The 21,337-nt window shown below is 46.9% G+C and carries 16 protein-coding genes, 4 tRNA genes and 1 rRNA gene; 9 read left to right on the forward strand and 12 right to left on the reverse strand.

Translation table 11 applies throughout. The annotated features are described in order from the left end of the window. The first annotated feature begins 24 nt into the window (after positions 1 to 24). A complete protein-coding gene (locus ACQQ6X_RS03075) occupies positions 25 to 519 on the forward strand; it encodes a hypothetical protein (protein ID WP_305168067.1) in 495 nt (164 codons plus the stop codon). Here ACQQ6X_RS03075 and ACQQ6X_RS03080 read toward each other — a convergent pair. From ACQQ6X_RS03080 to ACQQ6X_RS03090, 3 genes are all read right to left on the reverse strand, one after another. Then, positions 503 to 2,149: an NAD(P)H-hydrate dehydratase gene (locus tag ACQQ6X_RS03080; protein ID WP_305168068.1), complete on the reverse strand. Its 1,647-nt coding sequence runs from the start codon at positions 2,147 to 2,149 to the stop codon at positions 503 to 505. The two genes, ACQQ6X_RS03075 and ACQQ6X_RS03080, sit on opposite strands and share 17 nt — an antisense overlap. A gap of 36 nt (positions 2,150 to 2,185) precedes the next feature. Further along, a complete protein-coding gene (locus tag ACQQ6X_RS03085) occupies positions 2,186 to 2,818 on the reverse strand; it encodes an NAD(P)-dependent oxidoreductase (RefSeq protein WP_305168069.1) in 633 nt (210 codons plus the stop codon). Between the two features lie 85 nt (positions 2,819 to 2,903). Next, complete coding sequence (locus ACQQ6X_RS03090; protein ID WP_305168070.1) at positions 2,904 to 3,377, reverse strand: GNAT family N-acetyltransferase; 474 nt, start codon at positions 3,375 to 3,377, stop codon at positions 2,904 to 2,906. Positions 3,378 to 3,519: 142 nt separating this feature from the next. On the opposite strand from ACQQ6X_RS03090, the gene ACQQ6X_RS03095 reads away from it, so the two are divergent. Together ACQQ6X_RS03095 and ACQQ6X_RS03100 are read left to right on the forward strand one after the other, a co-directional pair. Further along, a complete protein-coding gene (locus tag ACQQ6X_RS03095) occupies positions 3,520 to 4,488 on the forward strand; it encodes a hypothetical protein (protein WP_305168071.1) in 969 nt (322 codons plus the stop codon). Between the two features lie 273 nt (positions 4,489 to 4,761). Further along, positions 4,762 to 5,718, forward strand: coding sequence for an ArsR/SmtB family transcription factor (locus ACQQ6X_RS03100; RefSeq protein WP_063213911.1), 957 nt, complete (start codon positions 4,762 to 4,764; stop codon positions 5,716 to 5,718). Positions 5,719 to 6,162: 444 nt separating this feature from the next. Here the strand turns inward: ACQQ6X_RS03100 and ACQQ6X_RS03105 are convergent, their stop codons facing one another. Beyond that, on the reverse strand, positions 6,163 to 7,365 hold the full coding sequence (locus ACQQ6X_RS03105) for an MFS transporter (RefSeq protein ID WP_305168072.1): 1,203 nt from the start codon (positions 7,363 to 7,365) through the stop codon (positions 6,163 to 6,165). A 413-nt stretch (positions 7,366 to 7,778) separates the two neighbouring features. After that, complete coding sequence (locus tag ACQQ6X_RS03110) at positions 7,779 to 8,540, reverse strand: AAA family ATPase (protein ID WP_149035197.1); 762 nt, start codon at positions 8,538 to 8,540, stop codon at positions 7,779 to 7,781. A 210-nt stretch (positions 8,541 to 8,750) separates the two neighbouring features. Here ACQQ6X_RS03110 and mprF point away from each other — a divergent pair, with 210 nt between their 5' ends. Continuing rightward, the gene (gene mprF, locus ACQQ6X_RS03115; RefSeq protein WP_305168073.1) at positions 8,751 to 11,393 is read left to right on the forward strand and encodes a bifunctional lysylphosphatidylglycerol flippase/synthetase MprF; all 2,643 of its coding nucleotides are present in this window, start codon (positions 8,751 to 8,753) and stop codon (positions 11,391 to 11,393) included. 106 nt (positions 11,394 to 11,499) lie between these two features. Here the strand turns inward: mprF and ACQQ6X_RS03120 are convergent, their stop codons facing one another. Further along, a complete protein-coding gene (locus ACQQ6X_RS03120; protein ID WP_063213906.1) occupies positions 11,500 to 12,126 on the reverse strand; it encodes a nitroreductase family protein in 627 nt (208 codons plus the stop codon). A gap of 229 nt (positions 12,127 to 12,355) precedes the next feature. Here ACQQ6X_RS03120 and ACQQ6X_RS03125 point away from each other — a divergent pair, with 229 nt between their 5' ends. Both ACQQ6X_RS03125 and ACQQ6X_RS03130 read left to right on the forward strand, forming a co-directional pair. Then, positions 12,356 to 12,832, forward strand: coding sequence for a disulfide oxidoreductase (locus ACQQ6X_RS03125; protein ID WP_149035194.1), 477 nt, complete (start codon positions 12,356 to 12,358; stop codon positions 12,830 to 12,832). A 164-nt stretch (positions 12,833 to 12,996) separates the two neighbouring features. Continuing rightward, positions 12,997 to 13,494, forward strand: a complete 498-nt coding sequence (locus tag ACQQ6X_RS03130; protein ID WP_305168074.1) for a CcdC family protein — start codon at positions 12,997 to 12,999, stop codon at positions 13,492 to 13,494. Between the two features lie 356 nt (positions 13,495 to 13,850). Here ACQQ6X_RS03130 and ACQQ6X_RS03135 read toward each other — a convergent pair whose 3' ends face one another. The 5 genes from ACQQ6X_RS03135 to ACQQ6X_RS03155 all read right to left on the reverse strand — a co-directional run bounded on the left by ACQQ6X_RS03135 (position 13,851) and on the right by ACQQ6X_RS03155 (position 16,321). Further along, a complete protein-coding gene (locus ACQQ6X_RS03135) occupies positions 13,851 to 14,813 on the reverse strand; it encodes a glycoside hydrolase family 26 protein (protein WP_305168075.1) in 963 nt (320 codons plus the stop codon). Between the two features lie 1,175 nt (positions 14,814 to 15,988). Continuing rightward, positions 15,989 to 16,059 (reverse strand) — tRNA-Gly (locus ACQQ6X_RS03140). 8 nt (positions 16,060 to 16,067) lie between these two features. Further along, positions 16,068 to 16,144 (reverse strand) — tRNA-Pro (locus ACQQ6X_RS03145). An 8-nt stretch (positions 16,145 to 16,152) separates the two neighbouring features. Further along, positions 16,153 to 16,232 (reverse strand) — tRNA-Leu (locus ACQQ6X_RS03150). 12 nt (positions 16,233 to 16,244) lie between these two features. Next, positions 16,245 to 16,321, reverse strand: a tRNA-Arg gene (locus tag ACQQ6X_RS03155). A 58-nt stretch (positions 16,322 to 16,379) separates the two neighbouring features. Here ACQQ6X_RS03155 and rrf point away from each other — a divergent pair. The 3 genes from rrf (at position 16,380) to ACQQ6X_RS03170 (ending at position 18,835) form a co-directional block, all read left to right on the forward strand. Then, positions 16,380 to 16,496 (forward strand): 5S ribosomal RNA (gene rrf, locus ACQQ6X_RS03160). A gap of 278 nt (positions 16,497 to 16,774) precedes the next feature. Further along, positions 16,775 to 17,626 (forward strand): alpha/beta fold hydrolase, encoded by an 852-nt coding sequence (locus tag ACQQ6X_RS03165; protein WP_305168077.1) that lies wholly within the window; start codon positions 16,775 to 16,777, stop codon positions 17,624 to 17,626. A gap of 486 nt (positions 17,627 to 18,112) precedes the next feature. Further along, positions 18,113 to 18,835: a YjjG family noncanonical pyrimidine nucleotidase gene (locus ACQQ6X_RS03170; protein ID WP_305168078.1), complete on the forward strand. Its 723-nt coding sequence runs from the start codon at positions 18,113 to 18,115 to the stop codon at positions 18,833 to 18,835. Positions 18,836 to 19,027: 192 nt separating this feature from the next. Here ACQQ6X_RS03170 and ACQQ6X_RS03175 read toward each other — a convergent pair whose 3' ends face one another. Then, positions 19,028 to 21,301 (reverse strand): alpha-galactosidase, encoded by a 2,274-nt coding sequence (locus ACQQ6X_RS03175; RefSeq protein WP_305168079.1) that lies wholly within the window; start codon positions 21,299 to 21,301, stop codon positions 19,028 to 19,030. Positions 21,302 to 21,337: the final 36 nt, after the last annotated feature.

The raw sequence follows: 21,337 nt of genomic DNA on the forward strand, positions 1-21,337 counted from the left end.
TCGAATGAGGAGGGAATCGCCAATATGAGACAGCCTTGGAATGAATTCAATTCCAAAATGCCTTGGCGTATGGAGCTTGGATGTTATGCCCTGAATAAGCTAGCCTGTGGAGGATTGGTTTTTGGTCTCTTATGGCTTTACTGCTATCTGACAGAGGAAATCACGGGACTGCCGGTAACTATAGCAGGTAATAGCGGTGAACTGACCGCACAATTGTGGGCCTATGGCTTTGCCCTACCGGCAGCTCTTGCCGCTGATGCGCTATATGATCTTTTACCCTGGCTTCGCAAGCCTGAGCAATTCACACTATACCTTGCCGTAGGATTCAGTGTCTTTCTTCTGCTAGGATCTTTGATGTCGTCTGCGGGAACAGGCATATTATGGAGCAACGGCATGGCAGGTGCAGGGATTACACTGCTGTATTATGGGGGAAGGCACTGGCTGAACCGTGAATATGGAGTACAGATCATACTGGCCTTCCTCCTGCCACTACTGCTATGGATTATAGGGCTTCAATAATGTCGCCAGCTACCACTGAGGCGGGATGCTGACGATGGCGCGCGGCCGTTTCTCCAGCCGCCCCATGCAAATACACACCAAAGGCTGCTGCCTGGGAAGCGTTCAAGCCTTGAGCCAACAAACCTGCGATGATGCCTGTCAGCACATCGCCCGCACCGCCTGTCGCCATCCCGGCGTGACCTGTGGTATTGACGTAGGCCGTTCCGTCAGGACACGCGATGACCGTGCGGGCTCCTTTGAGCACCAGCGTGACTCCGCGTGTCCGGGCATAATCCCGTGCATGGCTGATTCGGTCACGCTGCACCTCTGCTGTCGGTATGCCCAGCAGACGAGCCATTTCACCGGGGTGCGGCGTCAGCACGACCGCCGCATTCCTCGGCTTCCAGGCCTCAAGCTCAGGCCCCACCGAGGCGAGGATGTTCAAGGCGTCCGCATCAAGCACAAGCGGACCGCTGTATTCCTCCCACAGGCGGCGCAGCCAGCCAGTGTCTCCTGCGAAGCGGCCGAGACCGGGCCCGACGGCCAGCACATCGCGCGCCTGCGCAAGCTGGAGCAGCTCGTCTGCGGAGTCGGCGTTCCATTCGCCGTCTTCGCCTGTTGCTGCGGCAGCGAGCATCAACTCCGGCGCGGCGCCAATGACGTGCGGAAGCAGCGCCTCGGGCACGGCCCACGTCACAAGGCCGCTGCCGATGCGCAAGGCGGCACGTGCGGCCAGCAGACCGGCACCGCTCATGCGCAGGCTGCCGGCCGCGACCAGAACGTGGCCATAGGTGCCCTTGTGCCCGTCCGGCTCACGGCTGCGGCTGACATCTACGCCCAGCGCATCGTGCAGCGTATCGCCGGTCAGGAGCTGCACCTGCACGCCGCACTCACGGGCGAGACCAGGCGGGATACCGATGTAGCGTACCACCACATCACCAGCGGTTCCGGCGCCCGGATATTGGACGAGCCCACCCTTCAAGTAGGCGAGGCATACGGTGACACTCGCACGAATGCACGGCTCGTGCAGCGCACCTGTGTCGGCGTCAAGACCGCTAGGCACGTCTACCGACACGAGCGGCGCGCCACTGGCATTGGCCTCGCGGATCAGCGAGGCGTAAGGTTCGCGCGGTGGTCCTTGCGTACCTGTGCCCAGCAGGGCATCGACGATGCCGGAGGCACCGCGCAGGTCGAGGTTATCCTGACCATAAAGGATAACCGGGATATCCAGCGCTGCGATGATGTCGGGCTGGGCAGCCGCTTCACCGCGCAGCGCTTCAGGCGGCTCGGCATACACAACGGTGACGCGCAGACCTGCATCGGTCAAATGGCGCGCTGCTACCAGTCCGTCACCACCGTTGTTGCCTTTACCTACGAGAATATACCAGTGTGCTCGTTCACGTACGTCATGCTGCTCTCGACTCCATGTATCCGTCCGTATAACACCACCATGACCTGGTACATCTCCCGACCCTGTGTGTGTGACCTTTTTTATGACACCGCTCTTCCTATCTCCCTCTGCACCAAGCTTCAGAACCTCGTCCGCTACTGCACGTCCGGCATTTTCCATCAAGGTAAGGGCCGGGATGCCCAGCTTGTCAATCGTGTACCGATCCAGTTGCCGCATTTGTTCTGCGGTCACCATATACATGCTTTTTCGCCTCCCCTATAGCCAATCCCTCTTGATTTAATATCCGACGGTAAAGCGGGAATTGACAAATTCCCCTTCCACTAATTCATCTATCAGGGCTACCGCATAATCCTCAACGGAGATACGACTATGACCTAACTCATCAACCACCAAGTGATCCAAACCAATACGGAACTGTCCTGTACGTTTTCCCGGTTCAATAATTGCGGCAGGGCTACAATATGTCCAGTCTACATCCGTAGCACGGTACAGTTCCAGTGCATCAGCGTGCGCAGCAGCCAGTGGCTTGAGTTCCTCCGGGAACTCAGCGGTATCCATGAGGCGTTCACCGTTTTCTGTTTTCAGACTGCCCGCTCCGCCAACCACAAGGATGCGCTCTGCGCCAGACCGTCGGGTTCCTTCCAGCAAAGACCGAGTCGCTTCTAGCAGTTCCTCCTCAGCACCAAACTTGGGACCATATGCGCTAATGATTGCATCGTGCCCTTTGGCTACCTCCGTAACGGAGTTCGGGTTTAGAATATCTGCCTGAACCACCGTCAGATATTCACTTTGTTCTGTCACACGTTGCGGATCGCGCACTGCTGCCGTCACCTCATACTTACGTTTGATTGCTTCCTTTACTAACGCTTTACCAATTGTTCCTGTTGCTCCGAAAATAATAACCTTCATATTAACGTGCCTTCTTCCTATCTATAATTTTCTTACTGTTATTTATCCGTTTTATAACCAGCTCAAACTCGTGCAGGATTTCAGCTTACAGTCCCCCCGGCTGTCGCCAGTACATCCCTTCTGACCCTGGACCGACCAGTTGGAAGCCAAACTGCCCATATAATCGGTCGGCTGGCTTATCCGCAATCAGTGTTGCAAAGCTGCCCGCCGGAACCTCCCGTCTCAAATACTCCATAATCTCTTCCATAAGCTTACGCCCATAGCCCTTCCCCTGATGCGAAGGCTTGACTGCAATATCCGTAACCAGAAAAAACACACCGCCATCACCGCTCACCCGGCCCATCCCGACCAATTCCTGTCCAAGCCGTAGCGTTACAGCAAATAGGCTGTTCGCCAGGCCCTTGGCTGCCGCTTCTTCCGTAATTTGCGACAAACCGGCCTCTTTGCGTAAAGCCCGATATTCCTCGACGGTTGGGATGACGTAATCTACGCGAAGCAGCTCGTTCGGTTGATTCGATGTCTCATGATGTTCTGTTACAATTTTTATATTTTTATTCATGCCGGACTCCCCTTCTTGCTGTAATCTTATCTATTTTACCAAAAAATACTTTATAGTTCTTGGTTAGAGATATACAAGCCCTTGAAATGCCTGTGTAGTCTGTGCAATAGTGTAGAAAGAACAATGGAAGGAGGGATTGCGGGTGTCCCCAACGGACTTTGCGGCATTAGCCGCATATATCTCACCCGGTCTGATCGCCTGCCTGCTGGCGTTGTCCTTGCTGGTATGGCTGTATGTTCACAGTGCAGCCCAGCTCCGAAATTCGCGTCAGCAGCGGCTGGAAGAATTACAGGAATCACTCCGTATCTATGGCCGGCTAGCTGGTTATCTCCAGACAGCTACCCAGAACGCTCTTAGCAACAGCGATAAGCAGCAGCACCAGAAGGGACTAATCCATGCTCTTCAGGAGGCTAAAGCCGCTCCCTATTTGACCCCTCACCTTCAGGAGCAGGTTCAAGCATCCCTCCGGGAATGTGATACGTTCCGCCGGGAGTTGCTTCTCAAATCACTGGAGCGTGAAATGAACAAACTTATTGAGGAACGGCGACTTGTTCTGCTGGAATCCCATGCTCCAGGCTGGGGAACGGCATTATGGAAACTATTGCGCCCAGCAGCTGGACCGCTGGCACTGGCAGGAATCGTCTGGTTGATCTCAAGACTCGTTGTGGAACTGATAACCTATAGCAATGTCAATGTTAGTCTACCCGACACTACCCAATCTGCCTCATGGCTTATAGGGTATGCATGGATAAGGTTCGTTTCCGGCTTGATCGCCCTGCTGTATGTCTATCGTCTAATGACCCTGCGTAGACAAAATGATTTGGACGTGACAGCATCTCATTTCCCAACAAGCCTGTTGTGCATGGTCATTGCCGTGGTCTCCCTGTTTCAGTGGCTCGGACCAGAAGCGTCCCCCTACATACTGGCTGCACAGCTTGTGCTGTTCCTGATCGGCTTCCGGCTTACTCGAGGCCGCTCGCGAAGTGATCGCCCTTATGTGGGTCATCCCGGCTTGATGAGGGTCGATGCTTCACAGCACCAGGAATTATACACACCTGACAAAGATACAACCGCAGATTCTTCTTTAGCTGACGAACATATGCGGTCCTAATATCAGTTACACCTGGAATAGCTCCCGTATACATCCCGTAAAACACATACCATCACAGGACATCCCAACAAACAAAGAAAGATTTCATGGGATGTCCTGTTTTTTGAACAATTTTTGCCTTTTTGCAGGGTTAGGCTTGTGCCAACGATCAAGGAAAGGGTATATTGTTTATATAAATGTAAATCATATCGTTTTATATGTATGAATATTGAAAAAAATCCATATATGTTAAACTACCATCAATTTATGATGTGCGTTAGAATTGGAGGAACTATGCAACTGGACATTTCTGAAAAATCACTTCCCGTTTATGAAGCGCTGGCCAGTGAGGTTCGGCTGAACATGATTGTTCTGCTTGCGGAGAAGCCTATGAATATACGTGAGCTGGCGGAAGCGCTGGGACTCAGTAGTGCGATTATGACGATGCATGTCAAGAAACTGGAGAGAGCATCCATTATTTCGACTAAAATGCTGCCAGGACGAGGCGGGGTTCAGAAGGTATGCTCATTGGCCACGGACAAAATTGAAATTGCCATGCCACGCTACCAGCAGGATGTACGGCAGTTTCATCAGACAGAAATTTCTGTCGGGCACTTTACAGATTTTGAGATTCAGCCAACCTGCGGCCTGGCCACCGTCGAAAAGATTATTGGAGAATTCGATGAGCCTCGTTCGTTTCTGGACCCTGAGCGCTTCAATTCCAAAATTCTGTGGTTTAGTCAAGGGTATATGGATTATAAAGTACCGAATTTCCTATTGTCCAGTCAAAAAGCTGAGGAACTGGAGATTTCGATGGAATTATCATCGGAAGCCCCTTTTACCAATGATAATTGGCCTTCAGACATCACATTTTTCTTAAATGATGTGAACTTGGGCACATGGACCAGCCCGGGAGATTTTGGTGATAACCGTGGTAAATATACACCTTCATGGTGGCCTGATTTTATCAATCAATACGGTCTACTGAAGAGACTTCGCGTGACGTCCGAAGGTACCTTTATGGATGGGAAGCAGATATCCGATGTGACTCTAAACGATGTGCTGATTGATCAGAAGCAATGGAAATTCCGTATCGCCATTTTGGATGATGCCCAGCATATTGGAGGGGTAACTCTGTTCGGTACCGGGTTCGGTAACTACAATCAGGATATCCTGTTCCGGTTGTACTACAAACCTGCCGAAAACCATACCAAAACAGCAACGGTAGAAGCTGGCGATAGCAGCAAGTAATCATGAGCCCCTTCAAAATCTGAACACGGCGTTTTGCCCACGCCTTTATTGTGGGACAAAGCGCCGTGTTTTACTTTCGCATCGTCTTTTTTGACCCCTTTTTGCCATACGCTGTGTAATTAACGTGCAGGTTCAATACACACCGGTGAAGGTAAATTCCTCTTTCCTCACGAGCCGCATAAGTTCCTATATAAAATAACTGCTCTTTCTGCTCTTCCATCTAATCCCAGCTCCTTTTAGCGTATTACTCACAAATTATCTGGCTTTGTACTTCTACTTTTTGTCTGGTTGTAAACTCATCATGCATTATTACCCAGGATTTTGTCGTTTCATTAACGTATGGCTATGTATATAAAAAAATAGCCTCTTCCGCTGCAATCTGTGGTTCATAAGAAGAACGTCACAGTTCACACCAAAAGAGACTATTTTACAGTGGAAATTACATTAAACCGCTGTGGATTGCGTATCTCTGCTTTTCCATTTTACCGCCAGCCCCAAACTAAGCATGAGAATGACCGCTCCAAAAATGTACGGCAAATTGATATGCACCTCAAATAATGTACCAGCAAGCGCAGGTCCCAGAATATTACCAATACTCATATAAGCATTGTTCATCCCGGCTGCAACTCCCTGCTCATCGCCTGCCATTTTGGATAAAGCAGTATTAATGGCTGGTCGCAGCAACGACGTCGCGGTAAAGAAAACAAGCGATACTCCGAGTACATAATAAAAGTTACCAGAGAGCAACATTAGCACAAGAGAAATTGCGGAAAAGAGGAAAGAACCGATAATCACACCTTTTTCACCAAAACGGTTCAACATCGGACTAATAACCACCGCTTGAATTATAGTTCCGACTAACGCGCCTACCGTAATGATGGTGGCAATATCACCCTCATTATAGTGAAACTTGCCTGTTACAAAGAAAGGAAACATCGTTTCAAAATGCGTCAGGCCAAAGGTTAACGTGAATATCATAATCAGTAGCAAAAAGTAAGGCTTGCGGAAAGAAAGGGCAAACTGTTTAATCACATTGTCCCGTTTCACCTTAACATTCCGAAATTTCAACTGTTTCTCCAACGACAAGGTTTCAGGCAGTAAAATCAAAGAGATTAGCGCAGCCACGGCCGATACCCCCGCCGAAACATATAAGGGCGTGCGCATCGAGGTATGTGCCAAAAAGCCGCCCAACCCAGGACCAATCACAAAGCCAAGCGACATAGCGGCCCCCAGCAGCCCCATTCCTCTGCCTCGGTTATGGACTGTTGTAATGTCAGCAATATAAGCCATCATTGGAGGGATCATAAATGCCGCGCCCGCGCCTCCGAGCAAACGGGAAATATACAGCATGGTCAACGAGTTTCCAATCGCAAACAACGCAGAAGACACTGTCATGATGATCAAACCGATAATAATCATTTTTTTACGTCCGTATTTATCGGACCATTCCCCAGCTAACGGTGAGAACATAAACTGGGTTAAGCCAAACACGGCAACCAGATAACCTCCCGTTTCACCACTGCCGCCCAAGGAACCCATGAACTTGGGGAGGATTGGAATAATGAGTCCAATTCCCAGCATGGCAATAAACATATTAACCATCAAAATGACGAGCGGGCCCATTTTCAACTGTTGTGAATCCGACATGTTGCGTTTTGTCCTCCTCAGGTTCTTTATTTCGTATACGAAATACTTATTTTGCAACCATTTTAGCAAAACTCTTCATTATATTAATAGAGCGGGCGGCAAATAACAATCATAAAATACTTCCGACACCTCTGAATTTTTCCTTGGACAGAGGTAGCAAAAAGGAACAACCATAAATAATGAGGTTGTCCCCCTTCTACGATTCACCACCCTTTTATTTTCGTACAATTGCTATCGCAATATCGTAATCAAATTTCTGCAGATGGAATATCAAAAGGATTCACGGACTTCAAGGGGCTTGCGCAGTCAGCGCTGCTACCTTGAAAGCCGATATCCGCTGAATAATTACATCGAGTTTTTAACTCATACGGTTTTTCTCCTCATCAAAGTGGATTCTGCCAACTCCCTAATCCTTATTGTGAATCTTCGAATAGTTCCTGCAATAACCTTTCCTTGTTATTCAGAAATTGTTTGGTGATGATAAAATGGTCGGTTTCCTCCAGCGTCCGTGTGTCGATCCCTTCATGTGTCAGATGATACAGGATCGAATCTGGATAAGACATCAAGATGGGGGAATGGGTAGAAATGATAAACTGTGATCCCTGCTGCACAAGCTCATGAATCCGTGCAAGCATGGCCATCTGACGTAAGGGCGATAGTGCTGCCTCGGGTTCATCCAAAATATACAATCCGTGACCTCCAAATCGATGTACAAATGCCGCAAAAAAAGACTCGCCATGCGACTGCTCATGCAGCGACTTCCCTCCGTAAGAATCTCGAATGGGTCGACCTCCCCCCTCGCGATCCAGCTCGTCGATATGGGTCGCTACATTGTAGTAGCTTTCCGCTCGAAAAAAGAAGCCATCTCTCGGCTTTTCGATCCCTCTCACCAGCCGGATATGCTCATGCAGCGAGGAATGCGTGGCTTGTGTAGAAAAATTAAAGTTTTTAGTGCCACCTTCTGGATTAAATCCCCACGCAACCGCGATTGCCTCCATCAGCGTCGATTTGCCTACGCCGTTTTCGCCAATAATATAGGTAACGGAGGGATGAAATTTGAGTTCATTCCACTGATGAAGGGCCTTTAGGTTAAAAGGGTATTGGCTCCTGTCAGCATCTGGAGGCCACAAAAGCTCCAATCGACGTATAAAAAGATTGCGATCCCATATACTCATATCCAGTCAGCTCCATTGCCAAGCAATTTACTAGGTATTCCATCATTATATTGGAATTATTTACAGCAATCAATCTAAACTCCCATTTCGTAACCCTTCTGTTGTTATTCAAGCCATTATTATAGGTATAATATATAGTAATGTTCATCAGTCATGACATCCAAGCTCTTCATTCCATGTATATCTCATTCTTTTCAAGCAGGTGAATCTATGAAGTCAAATCACAAACCGATCCAATCCTTTAAAATCGTACAGTACTTAATGACCATCTACAGGCAGCGATTGACACGTATTTTGCTACCGCTGGCTGTACTGGCTTTTATTATATGGGAGGCTGGACGAGAGCTAAAAAACTTTAATCTGGCAAGGATGCTTCATGAGCTGCGGCGAATGGATGCCATGTTTCTCATTGAAATCGGCTTGTTCTCACTGGCAGCGGTGGCAGCTATGAGTGCATACGATTATGTAATCAGGCATCATTTTAAGCTTCAAGTCAAGCCTGGAGCGACGTTCCGGTACGCATGGATCTCCAATACCTTCAATAATGTATTCGGCTTTGCAGGTTTTACAGGCGCTGGACTACGCACAGTGCTGTATAAAAAGAGCGGTGTGCCATTGGGTGTCATCACCTCGGCAGTCGTATTTCTTTCGCCTGTCGTGATTACCGGACTATCTTTGCTGGCTTGGGGAGCTATTGTCCATCTGTATCCGGTGCAGCCTGTGCTGGATGCTCATCCATGGCTTCATTGGGCGCTGTGGGGAATGGCACTATACCTGCCTCTATTTCTGATCATGCAGCGCTCCAAAAGGTATGCCACCTGGTTCAACAAGGGAGAAGGACAACTCTCCTGGTTCACCATCTCTGCCTCCATTGGCGCCTCTCTGCTGGAATGGCTGCTGGCCGGTCTTACCTTTGCATGGATCGGCACACACTTGCTCCATGAACTGCCGCTCCATGCTGTGTTCGGTATTTATGTGATAGCCGCAATTGCCGGGTTAATCAGTCTTGCACCCGGAGGCGTGGGCGCATTTGATATTATTGCTCTGCTTGGGCTGCAAATGGCAGGGGCCAACTCGGACCGGGCGCTGGCTGTGCTGCTGGTCTTTCGCGTCTTTTATTTCATTATCCCGTGGCTCATCGGCTTGGTATTAGCTGCACTGGAAATGATTCCGCGTAACGAGCGCCTGAGCCAGCTCGCGGAGACAGGCTGGGATTACTCCCTGAATGCCTGGCAGAAAGTATGGAGCTGGCCTGGTCAATTTCGGTTCTTGGCCGATCTGGGAGTGTGGGCGCTCGGGAAGCTAGTACTCATCTCCGGCGTGGTGCTTCTATTGTCAGCCGCTACGCCCGGTCTATTGTATCGGCTCCGTTTTGCTGAACATTTGCTCAGCCTGCCCGTTATGCGCTTATCGCATGAAATCTCGGTCATCATCGGAATTATGCTGGTCGTCCTGTCTCACGGAATTTCTCTGCGTATTCGCAGAGCATTGCGGCTGACATTGATACTGCTGCTGACAGGCGCCATTTTCACCTTCACTAAAGGTCTGGATTTTGAAGAAGCCTTATTCCTGCTGTTCGTGGCGTTAATGCTGTGGATTTCACGTTCACGGTTTTACCGGGTCAGTGCGCCGCTGAATCGACACAACATTTTAATATGGGGCGGATTATCTCTACTCGTAACCGGAGCTTATTTTATGATTGGGGCAGGCTCCAACACTCCATTTATGCGTCATATACATGCCAAGGTCCACCTGGACTTTTTTATGAACCGCAGCGATTACGGAGTTACGGCCGTATTTAGTTTGATTCTGGCATGGGTATTCCTGACAGTGTATTTCTTTCTTCGTCCTCAGCGTAGCATCGGCAAACTCCCCGACGCACAGGAACTGGTTAAGTTGAAAGAATTTCTGGAACGGCAAGGTGGTAATCTCGTTTCTCATATGCTTTTTCTGGGCGATAAATACCTGTATTGGACCAAGGACGACCAGGTGGTTCTCCCCTATGCTCGCAGCCGGGACAAACTGATTGTATTAGGAGACCCCCTCGGTCCGAAAGAACGTGTAAGTGAGGCCATTCAGGAATTCCAACGGTTTGCGGATCGATATGCGTTGACGGCTGTATTTTATCAGGCATCACCGGAGTATTTGTCCATCTACCACGAGAACGGCTATCGCTTTTTTAAATTGGGAGAGGAAGCGCTCGTGCCGCTGAAGTCCTTTACACTGACAGGCAAAAGCAATCAGGCGCTGCGCAGCGCCAAAAACCGCTTTGACCGCGAAGGCTACTCGTTCGAAATGATCCAGCCGCCTCTAGACGCGGCGTTGATTGAGGAGATGCGTCATATCTCCGATATTTGGCTGGATGGGCGCAAGGAGAAGGGATATTCCCTTGGCTGGTTCAAAGAATCTTACCTTCAGTTGGCTCCCATTGCATTGCTTAAGGACTCTGAAGGGAAGGTCATTGCTTTTGCCACGATGGCCCCTGCTTATGATCATGGACAGACGGTCTCTATCGACCTCATGCGTCACCTGCCCGACACACCAAACGGAACGATGGATTACTTATTCACACGGGTCATTGAGTGGGCCAAGGAAAATGAATATACGACCTTTAATCTGGGCATGGCACCGTTATCTCAGGTAGGACAAAGCGAAAAGGCATTGCGAGAGGAAAAGCTGGCTCGACTCGTTTTTCAATACGGTGGACATTTTTACGGCTTTCAGGGACTTCGACGCTTTAAGGATAAGTTCAAACCGCAGTGGGAGCCGCGCTATCTGGCCTATCCGGCTTCAGTTTTTCTACCGATCCTGACGCTGGAACTGGTATACCTCGTGTCCAAACGCTCAGACTAAATTAGAGACAAAAATCAAAAGGAATTTGACAGTAAAAATACGTAAAAAAGGGTGTTCCCCACCACAAAATGATTGCGGGAACACCCTTTTATATTCGCTATTTTTCTTAGAAGCTGCCTTTTACAACAACATCAGACAGTGGGAAGCGTCCAGATGGACGTGCTGGCACTTGTGCCTTACCTACACTAATAAGCATGGTTGGCAGGTAACGTGCCGGAATATTAAATTGCTCGATCAATTGTGCTGGAATAAAGCCGCCCATTGCACAAGTATCGTAGCCCAAAGATTTAGCAGCCAGCATAATGTTTTGTGCTGCAAGAGCAGAGTTCAGGATTGCTGCATCACGAGCCACCTGTGGGTTTTGGTACGCGCCATTAATTTGGCCTACCAAGGCGTCACGGATTTCCGCTGGCAGTGTGCCTGCTTCTACGGCTTGATCATAAATGACAGCATTGCGGTTCGCTTCCAGATCACCCAGTACGGCAATCGTAACAGAGCTCTCTGCTACTTGACCTTGGTTGTAGGCGATAGGCAGCAATTTCTGTTTGTCCGCTTCGCTCTCGATAACAAGGAATTTCCAATGTTGCAGGTTCCAAGCGGAAGGAGCTTCCACTGCGGCAGTCAAAATAGCCTCCAGATCTTCCTCTGGCATTTTAAAATCTTTTACATAACTTTTTACCGCATGTCTTTCACTAATAACAGATAGGGTTTCATTTTTACGGCTGCTCGACATTCTGGGCACACTCCTAATTTCTTAATATATATCTTGAACCTTTATTCACTTCCCAAACTACTGCAATTATAAAAATGATAGTGAATGATGTCAATATGTTTAAGTATGACCCTACACTCAAAATACAGTACAATACGGATAAAGACATGCATATCGGTACATGCCTGCCGATGGGACAAGACATAATGAGTTCATCCTGTTCTCATTTGAATTAAAAAGGAGCGTTACTATGATCGGATCGTTTAAAAAAACGGATATTGCTTTATTTGCCGCCTGGGTTGTAGCCTGTGTGGCCACATTGGGCAGTCTGTATCTCAGCGAAATCCTGGGGTATGAGCCTTGCAAGCTGTGCTGGTTCCAGCGTATTCTGATGTACCCCCTGACCCTTCTGCTTGGAATCGCATATTTTCGAGGCGATACGAAAATACGCATTTACGTTATGCCGTTAGCTATTATCGGAGGTGCAATTTCAGCCTATCATTTTATTATTCAGCGTATCCATGCAGCCGCCAAAGCAGCCACGCAAACTTCAACGGCCTGCGGCAGAGTATCCTGTGAGCAGGATTACTTGAATTGGTTGGATTTCATCACCATTCCGTTTCTCGCACTCATTGCTTTTATCCTTATTATTGCAGCGATGGGTTATATCATGCGCCAAGAGAAAAAATCAGCCGCAGGTGAGGTACAAGCCCAAGAGCTCGCATAAGATAAAAGAGACCCGATTATAGGGCCGGTTACCACCCAGAGGCGTATAATCCGCTTGCCGGAGGACAGACTGTAACTAAATATATCCATTGCATATGTGCTATAATGTAAAAGGTTTGCAGTCTGTCCAATAACGCTTATATTCCTTATAGAGGGGGCCAGTCCATGTTTCATATCAGCACCCCATTGCTGCAATATGGCGCAACTTTTGGCATGATTTTAATCGCTATATCGGCTATTTTCATCCGTATGAAGACAGGGCATCGCCCGATTAATGCCAAAAAAATCATCATTCCTCCGCTCGGCATGAGCACTGGTTTTATGATGTTTGTGGTGCCAGAGGTACGGGTTCCCTGGGCTTGGGCGCTGGGCGCTTTTCTGATCGGCTGGTTTATTTTTTCCTACCCGTTGATCCGCAGCACCAAGTTTGAGTTGCAAGAAGGGCTGGTTTTCGTGCAACGCTCACGCGCCTTCTTTTTTATCCTGATCAGCCTGCTGATCATCCGATTGCTGCTGCATGAATTTATTCAGCATTACATTACCATCCCGCAAACAGCAGGGCTATTTTTCATACTAGCCTTCGGGACCTTGTTACACTGGCGGCTTAGTATGTATTTTCAATATCGTCAGTTCGCTCCGGACGAGAAGGAACTCCGCATCTGACCAACAGATATTTAACGTGCGTATTGCATATTGCTGTGTAGATCCAAAAGACACGTTCTCCTAACAGGAGGCCGTGTCTTTTGATTTTTTAGTCTATCAGAGTCTAAATTACACTTCGCTAGAAAAGGAGATTACCTCAACGTTTTCGACAAAAACTAAGCAACCTAAGTCCTTATGAATATCGAACTCAGGTTGCTTAATATTGCTTTTTGATTACTGTCCATATGACAGGGCCAACTCACTAAGGTGGTGCTTTTGTTGTCGTTCTTGAAAACATCTTACTCTCCCAAGACTCTACGGTCAGCCTGGGACTAACGCGTTGATGCCGTACTGCCTGAACGCTGGGAGCTAGGCAATTACTGAGAGCTCTCCTTTGTAAACAGCGTGCTGCCGTTTGTATTGTTCTGCGGAGCATAAGCGCCATCCCAGGTGATAAAGAAGCTTGCACCAGTGTAGACTTCATTCAGGGCGTTGTTCCAAAGCGAATAATCGAATTCCTTGAGCTGATTATTGTTGCGATCCACATGGTCGCCGCCCACGGCTGGTCCAATTTCGCAGAAGCCATACGTTTTGCCAAGTCCTTTGATGTCATTGTAAGCCATCTTGATTTCATTGTCATTGGACGGATCGTCGCTGTAAGCGTCGATACCAATCCATGTGACATAGCTAGAGCCGGGGTAATAAGCAGCCGCGTTGGTTCCTTTATTTGGGGCATAGACAAAATTGACGTTGGACATGCCACGGGTCGTCACGATGTAATTGTACAGATTGATGTACAGGTTCTTATAGTCTGCCGTGTTCTTGTTTCCCCACCAGAACCAACCTCCGTTCATTTCATGAAAGGGTCTGTAGTACACGGGGGATGAGTTAAACTTTTGCAGCCCGGTCACAACATTGTCAACCTGAACCTTATAATTTTGCAGCCATGCGGGGCTGGACGAATTGATGGATGAAATGTCTGTATTGGCCAAAATATTAAAATCGGAATCAGACATCGGGGCGTTTACATTTCCTCCCTGTGGATTGGGCATGTGGGTGGAAACGGTGACGATTTTCCCCAAGGCTTGGATGGTGGAAGCGTTATTTGAGGTAATGGAGGCTGCATCGGCTCCCCCCTGGTTCCAGTTCAGCAGGTCATAGGAGACAATGTCAGGGTTGTAGGTCCAGACAGGACTGGTGTTTACACTTCCATCATAGCCCAGGAACATGCCAGTATAGTTGATATTGCTCTCCGCGCCTGCCGTCAGTGGTAGCGAGAATAATAGTGCAGCCCCGGTCAGGGCGCTGATCAAGCTCTTCGTTTTCTTAAATGAATTCATATTGGTTCTCCTCCTAATGCTTATATCTTGCCGCTTGTAATCGCAAGACGTAAGATTTGTATGCGGGAAACAAGAAATTATCAAGAACCCAGGGCTCTCTTATTTTCCACAATAATTTTGACATTCTGACACAATCATAAGTTAGATGTACAATCTTTAGAGAGACCCATATCGGCCTCAATCTTCCGGTGGCTTATGGTCAATCGCTTCATCAAGCAACTTTTATCAACTTTTATCAACTTTTATCATTCTTTTTGTCCATAACAAAACCTCCGTTTTTCCTTAATTCTGAGTTCCGTAATGAGTCTTTTTCTAGTAAACCCCCTCCTTTTCAGTAAGACAATTCTGATTCGCAACCTTCAAGTTTTCCGTTTTAACGAGTCGATCTCCATCTGCCTATAGGACTATGCTTTTGCGGCCCTCCATTATATCGGCATCAAGAAAAAAGGTTGAAATAGTTCTATTAGATCAAAAATTAGTTCATATAACAATAAACAAACGCCCCATGTAAAGTGTGGTAGGGACTAAGTATGTAATAAATGGAATTTGCTTATTTCACTCTTATGAATTTGGATTCAAATTATTGCTATTTTCGGACTATATGGAAGGTTCATAATCACACACTTAACGTATCCTGTTATCAGTAGTCTAGAAAATAAACACATGTGCAGAATAGTTAGCAACGGTGGATCATTAGCGTCTATCAGGACTACACTGCCACTCTGAAGGCATAGCGTTTATTTTTTAAAATGTTGGCGTGGCACTCATAAAACGAAAAAAACCGATATTCGGCCTTTGGGCCAAATTCGGTTTTCCGAGGTGAAACTATTATTCCCTAGTTTCCTATTCTTCATCCAGTCAATGCACTAGTTAAATCATGATTCATTTATTTTTCGCTCTAAAAGGCGTGTAGAAGGCGCTAAGGTCCTGGGCTAAAAGCTCAGGTGCTTCCATAGCGGTAAAATGTCCGCCGCGAGCCATTGGAGTCAAGCGAGTTACATTTAGGTTGCGCACTGCCCATTCTTTAAGTAGTAACAATAGCAATTGCTTCTCAGAGCCATCATCGATTTAGAATATAATGTTCTAACTCTTGAGTTTCATTGACTAAGGATAATGCTTTTTAAAAATACAAAAAGAAGAGATGGCTTAAGCCATCTCTTCTTTCATCTATATAAAGCGGGTGATGGGAATCGAACCCACGCTACCAGCTTGGAAGGCTGGAGTTCTACCATTGAACTACACCCGCAAAAAAAATGGTCGGGATGACACGATTTGAACATGCGACCCCCTGGTCCCAAACCAGGTGCTCTACCAAGCTGAGCTACATCCCGAAAATTAATGCCGGTGAGAGGACTCGAACCTCCACGGTTTCCCTCACGATTTTGAGTCGCGCGCGTCTGCCAATTCCGCCACACCGGCTTATGAAATTAATGGCGCGCCCTGAGAGATTCGAACTCCCGGCCTTTTGATTCGTAGTCAAACGCTCTATCCAGCTGAGCTAAGGGCGCAAATATGGAGCGGACGACGGGAATCGAACCCGCGACCCTCGCCTTGNNNAAATTCATGTTTGGTGGCGATAGCGGAGGGGTTCCACACGTACCCATCCCGAACACGACCGTTAAGCCCTCCAGCGCCGATGGTACTTGGACCGCAGGGTCCTGGGAGAGTAGGACGCCGCCAAGCAAATCATAGTATAACCTCTACATAGTAAACCGCGATTATCGCGGTTTTTTTCATTTCCAAATAGATGTGCTTCTCAAAAATTCAATGTGAATTTTATAAATCAGGACAAATAAAAAAAATGTAAATCAGTTTTGTTTTTGAAAAAACCATGTTAAACTTTTCTCATAAAAATGAACGTACTTTCAGAGATGAGTTGTAGTGCTGGAGCGATCTATGGAGAATACGAGGGATTTAAACAATGGAAAGGGAGTGATTTAAAGAAGAAAAGGAGATTATACATGAGCACTTATCAAACGATTATTAGTGATGGATTTGAGCTGAAATATACTATAAGAGGTAGCGGGAAGCCGATATTAGTGATTGGCAGTAGTATATATTACCCTCGCTTATTCTCAAACCATTTGTATAAAAGTTTTCAGTTTATTTTTCTGGATCATAGAGGGTTTGCAAAACCGATTCGAGCTTTAAAACCAGAAGACTATACTTTGGATAAAGTCATCAATGACATAGAAGTAGCAAGACAATGCCTTCATTTAGATCAATTTATCATATTAGGACATTCTGGGCATGCCTTTATGGCTTTGGAATATGCTAAACAATTCCCTGGTTATATTGAAAAGGTGGTGTTATTAAATTCAGCACCTACGAACAGCCAAGAAAGACAGCGGCAAAGCATTTCATACTTTTACGAAACGGCCAGTCCAGCCAGAAAAGAACGTTTTGAAAAGGAAATTGTTTTATTAGAGAATGATATCAAAAGAGATCCCGACAGAAGATTCGTTCACATGTGTATACGTATGGGAGCCCAAAGCTTTTATGATTATACCTATGATGCAGCTTACATGTGGAATAATGTGTACACGAACATGCCTATCATCGATTATTTATGGGGAGAAGCCTTCGGAAACATGGATTTGATACAGTCTTTGGCGAATGTCCGTAAACCTGTATTGATTGGTTTGGGAAGAACTGATTACCTGGTCGCGCCTGTTTCATCATGGGATCGGGTCAATGGTAGCTATACGAACGTAAAAAAGGTGGTTTTTGAGCATAGTGGGCATAACCCGATGTTTGAAGAACCGCATTATTTTAATCAAACATTAACCGAATGGATTAATGAAAATCACTAGGATATTAAAACGGTCGATTCCTATCAAAAGGAGTCGACTTTTCTAATGTCTGGAAAGGAGTAAGATAGATCGGCGAGATTGATTCAATTATAGCGTGTTCAATGACTTTGTTGGACAGAGAACAAAATTATGATACTGTAAATTAGGCATTTAGGCACTACTGTGTCCTTCATTTCAATGGCGAAACCTTTTGATAAGTATGCTTAAAGAAGAAGAGATAAGATTACCCTCAAACCTGGAAAAAAGTACTAACATACTTAGTGAATTCCAATCAATCTGTTATAGAGGCATGGATTTCTAAAGAATTAAATGTTACTCCATTCTTTTTGTCATGACTTGACGGATCAATGAGGTCCTGTATAATTACCGGGAGATCATACTGCATTGATGGTTTATTTTCCGTTTTTATATCTTATCTGGAACAAATCTATGGCTCATGGAACTTAACCATATAGAAAAGCTATGACATGGAGGTTGGAAGTCGTCATGAAATACGAAATTATTTTGTTTGATGTTGATGATACGTTGTTTGATTTTAAAATGGCAGAGAGTCATGCGCTACGTAATACGTTTGCCCAATTTGGATTGCCGCAAGGGGCCACTGAGTATAAATCTAGCTATGATGAGATCAACGGTGCGTTGTGGCGTGAGGCAGAGGAAGGATCTATTACCTCAGCACAGCTACGGGTGGAAAGATTTAAACGATTGTTTGCTGTCCATAAGCTAGACTTCAATCCAGACGCCTTTAGTACTGCTTATTTACGTTATTTGGGTGAAGGAGCTTTTTTGATGGACGGAGCGGTTGAATTATGTGACGTACTATCTGAGTACCGTTTGGGGATTATTACGAATGGAATAAAAGAGGTTCAAACCTCCAGAATTCAGCTTTCCCCGCTGCGTCATGTGTTTGAACAGGTAATTATTTCAGAAGAAGTGGGTTATCAAAAGCCACAGGCTGAAATTTTTGATTACGCATTTACCAAGCTAGCTATCTCAGATAAAAGTAAGGTCCTTATGGTCGGCGATTCTTTAACCTCGGATATTCAAGGAGGGAATAAGTACGGAATTGATACCTGCTGGTTCAACCCTTCTAGAAAAACAAATACGTCTGGCATTCAACCCACTTATGAAATAAAAAGTTTGATGGAACTACTGAGTAGTGTACTTTCAATGCGTCCTGTGCTGAATCACAAATCTCTAGAATACTAGATAATAAGAAATTGAAATCAGACTCTAGCAGGTTAAATTGTAGGGTATGATATAGAAAAAGATAATCAAGGGCTGTTATGAACTTAGATGTCTGAATAAAGAGAAACGGATTCGTTCTGCAACGAATCCGTTTCTCTTTTAATTTTCTATTACGATATTGGGAGACCATTAATTTCGTAAGGCAGATTTTGATTAACAGGGGATCGCTTTAAGGCGGAACGTAGAGCTGGCAAAATCCCCAGCAAGATCCGAGACAACAAGCCCAATTTTCATTAAACGGTCACCTCCAAAAATTTCACCGTCAAACGCCAGACGGAAGGGAGAAACGCCATCTTCGGCCAAGGTACTGATAGGGCTGGAAGCATTGCCAGTAGCTCCAGTTTCGATGGTATACTTTTTAGCTGGGTCAAGTCCTTTGAGAGTTAATCGCCGAATAGGTCCATTTGGCTCAGCCAGCACACGGAAATAAGCGACAAAAGCTTCAGACTGATCTTCGCTGACAAACATCCAGGCTGTATCGCCTTTGCCTTCAAACGGACTAAGAAGTCGATACATATCTCCCTGCTGTACAAGGGAGCGGATTTCTTTATACTGGGCAATTTGTTTGGCAGCGAGCTCTTTTTCTTCATTCGTAAATGCAGTAAGGTCAAGCTCGTAGCCAAAATTTCCGCTCATTGCCACGTCGCCACGTATGGCGAGAGAGGTGATTCGACCCACTTGGTGGTTTGGCACATTCGATACGTGTGCTCCCATAGTACTGGCTGGGTATACAATACTGGTGCCATACTGTATCGCTAATCTTTCAATAGCATCAGTATCATCACTGGTCCATGTCTGCGGCATATAGTAGAGCATCCCCGGATCGAATCGTCCGCCTCCGCCGGAACAGCTTTCAAACAAGATATCCGAGAACCGTGAGGTCAGGCGTTCCAGCAGATCATAAAGTCCGAGCATATAACGGTGCGCAGTTTCCTTTTGACGTTCGCTAGTAGCGGTAGCTGAAGCAATCTCTGTCATATTACGATTCATGTCCCACTTGACATAAGTAATTGGAGCGATCGAGAATACGGAGCTAAGCGTCTCGTACAAGTAATCGCACACTTCCTTGCGGGAGAGATCGAGCACCAGTTGGGATCGACCTTCCGTCCGCCGCCGTCCTTCCGCATGCAGGCACCAGTCGGGATGGCTGCGATACAGTTCACTATCTGGTGATATCATTTCTGGCTCAACCCACAAGCCAAACTGTAATCCTTGTTCATTCACCCGCTTGGCTAGGTCGGTAAGACCGCCGGGTAGCTTGCGACGGTCCTCAAACCAATCCCCAAGCGAGCTGTTGTCGCTGTCGCGCTTGCCAAACCAACCGTCATCAAGAACAAATAGCTCAATGCCAAGAGGTCCCGCTTCTTTGGCAATTGCTTCGATTTTATCGGCGTCGAAGTCAAAATATGTGGCTTCCCAATTGTTCACGAGAATCGGACGTTCTTTGTCGCGGTAAGCCCCACGGCACAGACGTGTGCGGTAGAGTCTGTGATAGGTGCGTGACATGCCCCCAAGACCTTCTTCAGAAAAGACTAATACAGCTTCAGGGGTCTGGAATGACTGACCCGGTTCAAGCCGCCAAGAAAAGTCAAAAGGATTGATTCCGATACTTACGCGGGTCTGACCAAACTGCTCTACTTCTGCCTGTGCGACGAAGTTGCTGCTGTAAATCAGACTGAAGCCGTACACATCCCCACGATCTTCAGTTGCATCAGGACGAAGCAGTGCCAGAAAAGGATTCATTTGGTGACTGCTGGAGCCCCGTCGGCTCTCCAAGCGAATGGCGCCAGGCCCGAGATCGCGGCGTTGGATATGTCTTTCCCGAACCCAGGCACCAGATAGATAGAGAGCTTGGTAATTGGAATCGGCGAAATCGACAGAAGCGCTCATTGCGTGCTCAATATTCATGACAGCGCTTCCCTTATATTCAAAAAGAGTAGACCTAGCAATAGCGCTGTGGTTCGCAAATACAGTATAAAGCAGTGTAGTCTTAAGGCCAGAGTGCTGGTCCTCAAGGAACAACAAGAGAGTTGTTGCTTCATCATCCGATTCGGTATAGACGGAAGGAAGTCCTTCGAGCTTGGGCTTACCTGGTTCAATACGGTAACTACTATATTTTAGCTCCGTAGTTCGAGTTCCATCGGCAAGCGCAACCTGATAAGCCGGTTGACGGAAGTCGCTTGTTCCATACTGTGGATATTCTTGTGGAAGCGTATCCAAAGAAAGCGTACGACTGGAAGAATCGGGAGTAGGGGAGAAGGAGCAGCGCTCTCTAAGCTCCAATATACTTGCAAGGCTTTCGTCATGATGAAGTTGAGCTCCCCAATAGACATGTGCAGGATATCCTTCTACAAGTTGGATAATATAGCTGCAATCCTTGGACTGCAGGTGAAACAAACCAAGCGCCTCGTTAACATGAATGTTCATGATATTCACTCCTTAGGGGTTATCATCTCGATTGTT

Origin of the sequence: Paenibacillus ottowii (genome assembly GCF_050516475.1) — a bacterium.
Taxonomy (GTDB): Bacteria; Bacillota; Bacilli; order Paenibacillales; family Paenibacillaceae; genus Paenibacillus; species Paenibacillus ottowii.